This is a genomic window from Candidatus Rickettsia tasmaniensis (assembly GCF_036857515.1).
In the GTDB taxonomy this organism is placed as follows: Bacteria; Pseudomonadota; Alphaproteobacteria; order Rickettsiales; family Rickettsiaceae; genus Rickettsia; species Rickettsia rickettsii.
Genome location: NZ_JAQCNX010000055.1, coordinates 1 through 3,814, shown reverse-complemented (window position 1 = coordinate 3,814; position 3,814 = coordinate 1). Strand labels below are relative to the sequence as shown.

Sequence of the window (3,814 nt, the reverse complement as noted above, 5' to 3'; positions counted from 1 at the left end):
TATTAAAGAAAATAGGTCGAAAAGGTGATTTACTTTCTAAAAGCCGTGAGTGTTTATTTTCTTTAACTATGGCTATTCAATATATTTTAAAATCTCCACAAATAACTCACAATAAAGCATCTAAGGATCTATTAGATACATTGCTTCGAGACGTAGACTCAATAATTAATTTTTCACAATTTATATCTAGCGAGATTGCAAGAACCCTAGACGCAGCACTCGGTATGATTGCAATTGAACAAAATAATATTATTAAAATTTTCTCGTTGGTTACTATATTTTTTCTCCCACCTACTTTAATAGCTAGTATTTACGGCATGAATTTTACCGTAATGCCTGAGCTTAAATCACCGTATGGTTATCCTATAGCCTTATTCTTAATGTTATTATCTACAATTATTACCTATAAATATTTTAAGAAACGGAAGTGGTTGTAAGTTTTTATTGAGAATAGTTCGATAGAATTTTGCATAAAAATCAATGACCATATTTTATAGTCAATTGATTTGGACTCACCTACATCATTACTCGTCGCTTTCCTATTAGTTATAGGCTTCGTGCCTTGCTCCTTTTATGCAAATCTCATTGAATTGACTATATGACATTGACACTATCTTAATTAATTATTTTATTACCAAAAGTTAAAATTCCTTAAATTTCAATTTAATAATAATTAGGATTTAAATATGATGAGCGAATTAGATTTTGAAGTAGAAAAGACAAGTTTTATAGTAAGTGTTATTGATGCTATTGAAGAGTATATAAAAGCAGAATTTTTATTTGACTATGAAAAGCAAAAAGAAAATTTTCAATATATCCAAGGTGATTTAAATAATTTTGAATTGCCTGAGATTATTAAAAATTCTGGAGTTATGCAAGAATTCTTTAGATTAAAATCAGAATTTAGGAAATATATTAAAGATAAAAATTACACAATAGAGGATGAATTTTTTGCAGAAATATATAAAAAATCAAGTATATCTATAGAAGAGAAAATTGTAGAAATAGATACAAAAATAGAGCGTATTAAAAACGATCAACCTGAAAATGAAGAAAAAAAGGCTTGTGAGTGGAATAAGAGTAATGAATTAGAGCGAAAAGCAATAGAAGAGGTGTATAAGAAAAAACAAGATAAGGAAAGGTATAGATAGTTATAAACAATTAGGGGCAAGGGTACAAGCAGTAAGAGCTAAATCATCAATAGAAAAGATGGAAGATCATTTTTTAGTGAAAGAGAAAATATTAAGTGCAGAAGAAATGAAAGCTATTATTTCAAATCATGAATTATTAAATACATTAGCTAGTTATAATGATATGGCTAGTGCAAATGCAGTAAGTAACAAAATTATTTGAATTTGCTCGTATTTGAATTTGCTCGTAATTATTATGAAGATGATAAGCACAAAGGCATAAATGAACTTGGAGCAATAAACGATACAAAAACAACTTATCTTCTTAATGAAAATATTTAAAAATTACTTAAACAAAAGCAACTTAGTTTTAAAGATATTGATTACGTAGTTGGTCATGAGTTAAATAAGTTATGTGAGTTAATAGCAGGAAATAGTACAATCCTTACTTTTAATAATGATCAAATACATAACAGTAATGATTTTTTTGATTTAGCAATATTAGATAGGTTAGAAGAAACGCTCAAAAAGTTAGCTGATGATTTTACGGTAAATGATGAGCGGATAAAATTCTATAGAACACTAACAGAAGAAAATGATAAAAAATTCTTTTTTGAAAATTGGAAGTTAATAAAATGGTGTTCCGATACCATAACTTATAAGGAACTATTGCAGTTGTTACCTAGTAAAAATTTTTATTAGATCTCTTAAAAGATAGAAATTTATATAAATTAACAAAAAAAATGACTATTTCTAAAAATGAGTTATTTGAGATGTCAAAAGAGGCATAAGAAAATTATTTAAAAGAAATAAAGGTTGAAGATTGTTTAGATATTCATTTAGACTCTATGAATATGAATACTCTTAAACTTATTATAGCATCAAATGTGATTCTTAGTAATATCTCATTCAATTCTGATACTACCGTAATTATAGAAGCAGGAAGGTCTTTGAAATATCGTTGGTACACTAAATCTAGTATCAGGCAGTACTGTAAATATATCTAGTGAGGGTACATTAGGGTCAAATATTGTTTCAAAAGGTATAATAGAAAATATAAATAGTGGTCAATCAGTAATTCACAAAGGAATAACTTCTGAAATTATTTTAAATAATACTATTGCACTCAATTTAAATTTTATGGAAGAAAATACGGATAGTAATTCAGATACAACAATATTGGGAAATACTGATCCGGAGATTTAATAAATAATATTGCAAGTTCTTTCTAAACTCTATTTTTATTCGCAACTAGGGATAAGATTTAGAAAAATCTTATCCCTTTTTTGCCGGTTACTTTATAGCCTTATTTTCAATGCTATTATCTATAATTATCAACTCTAAATTTTTATAAATACTATATAGCTTTATATGATTTTTTCTTATTAAAAACTTAACAGTTATTAATAACATACCAACTCTATCTTGACTTTTGTAAAAAATTGCCATATTATGTGGTAATTCCCATAGAATATGGTAATTAAGTTAATTATATAAGGATATAAATATGCGAAAAATATTGCTTAAAGGCCCGGATATAAGTATGAAAAATGAAAATCCTGATATCAAGGAAATAAAAACCTTAGCTGACTTACCTTCAGGTATAGGTAGTGAATATTTTATAAATACACATGGATCAGAGTTTTTCTATAAACCTACTAATTTAGGTTTATGGGGAAAAATTAAATCATATTTTATGCCTGAGCCTTCTTACTTATCAATGAGTATATTTTCTGATGAAGGTACAACTTCTGTGTTTGATATTACACTGCTTAATAAAATACAAAATAATACCACTGCAAATCAATGTAATATTGTTCATATATTTTCTTGTCATTCAGGAGCCGCTCAACATCATTTAGATTGGATACAGGGCAATATGGTGTTATGCACTTATAATAAGGCCAGCGATGCAAATATTATACAATTAGCTCAAAATAATTACGATGCTAGAACAAAAAATGACTCTTTATTGATTGAATATATAAGAGATAATTTTCATTTACTAGTAGCATCAGATTTTAGTATAAGCTATAAATTAGACGATCAAATTTATAGTTTTTCTTTAAGTGCTAATAAAATTAAAAAGATGAAAAGCATAGTGGAGTTGCCGGCTTTTCTACATAAAGAATATAAAGCTTTTGTAAAATTTTATAAAAATATTCATTCGGAATATCATGAATCATATCCTGAAATATTTAACTTCAATATAGAAACAAAGCCGAAAGAATTAACATACGATGACTTAATCAGGGTATTTAGTAGAGCTTTAACCTTAGAAACATATAATTTTAATAAATTTTCTCTAAGCAAGATAGAGACTATGTTAAATCAGAAAGGATTATACACTGATGCTAGTATAGGGAACGCTATAGAGCAAGGGAATTCTGAACTATTAATTTGTTTACTTAATTATGGTAATACTAAAGTAAATGCCTATAATCTTGATAATGCTATAGTGAGAGGTGATTTAGCTATTCTAAAAGCTGTACTTGAGCATAGTACTACAAAAATAGAATTATACAATCTTGATAAGGCTATAGCGAGAGGTGATTTAGCTATTCTAAAAGCTGTACTTGAGCATAGTACTACAAAAATAGAATTATACAATCTTGATAATGCTATAGTGAGAGGTGATTTAGCTATTCTAAAAGCTGTACTTGAGCATAGTACTACAAAAATAG

The 3,814-nt window shown here is 27.1% G+C and carries 3 protein-coding genes and 4 pseudogenes; 5 read left to right on the top strand and 2 right to left on the bottom strand.

Annotated features, from left to right (window positions below; all coding sequences use genetic code 11):
• The coding region (locus tag O6R16_RS07830) for a CorA family divalent cation transporter (protein ID WP_499680691.1) at positions 1 to 437 on the top strand (437 nt) is incomplete at its 5' end.
• Positions 438 to 451: 14 nt separating this feature from the next.
• Here the strand turns inward: O6R16_RS07830 and O6R16_RS07825 are convergent.
• Positions 452 to 571, bottom strand: a pseudogene (locus tag O6R16_RS07825) (palindromic element RPE2 domain-containing protein); the annotation flags it as partial.
• Positions 572 to 689: 118 nt separating this feature from the next.
• On the opposite strand from O6R16_RS07825, the pseudogene O6R16_RS07820 reads away from it, so the two are divergent.
• The 3 pseudogenes from O6R16_RS07820 to O6R16_RS07810 all read left to right on the top strand — a co-directional run.
• Positions 690 to 1,016, top strand: a pseudogene (locus O6R16_RS07820) (hypothetical protein); the annotation flags it as partial.
• Between the two features lie 193 nt (positions 1,017 to 1,209).
• Positions 1,210 to 1,472 (top strand): annotated as a pseudogene (locus tag O6R16_RS07815) (hypothetical protein).
• Positions 1,473 to 1,978: 506 nt separating this feature from the next.
• A pseudogene (locus O6R16_RS07810) lies at positions 1,979 to 2,222 on the top strand (hypothetical protein); the annotation flags it as partial.
• Between the two features lie 201 nt (positions 2,223 to 2,423).
• On the opposite strand, the gene O6R16_RS07805 reads toward O6R16_RS07810, so the two are convergent.
• On the bottom strand, positions 2,424 to 2,579 hold the full coding sequence (locus O6R16_RS07805) for a hypothetical protein (protein ID WP_499680690.1): 156 nt from the start codon (positions 2,577 to 2,579) through the stop codon (positions 2,424 to 2,426).
• Between the two features lie 58 nt (positions 2,580 to 2,637).
• Between O6R16_RS07805 and O6R16_RS07800 the strand changes: the two genes are divergently transcribed.
• The coding region (locus O6R16_RS07800) for a hypothetical protein (protein ID WP_499680689.1) at positions 2,638 to 3,814 on the top strand (1,177 nt) is incomplete at its 3' end.

Bases quoted from the DNA above. Each gene is read 5' to 3' on its own strand.
- O6R16_RS07805 (WP_499680690.1), bottom strand. From the start codon at position 2,579: ATGGCAATTTTTTACAAAAGTCAAGATAGAGTTGGTATGTTATTAATA.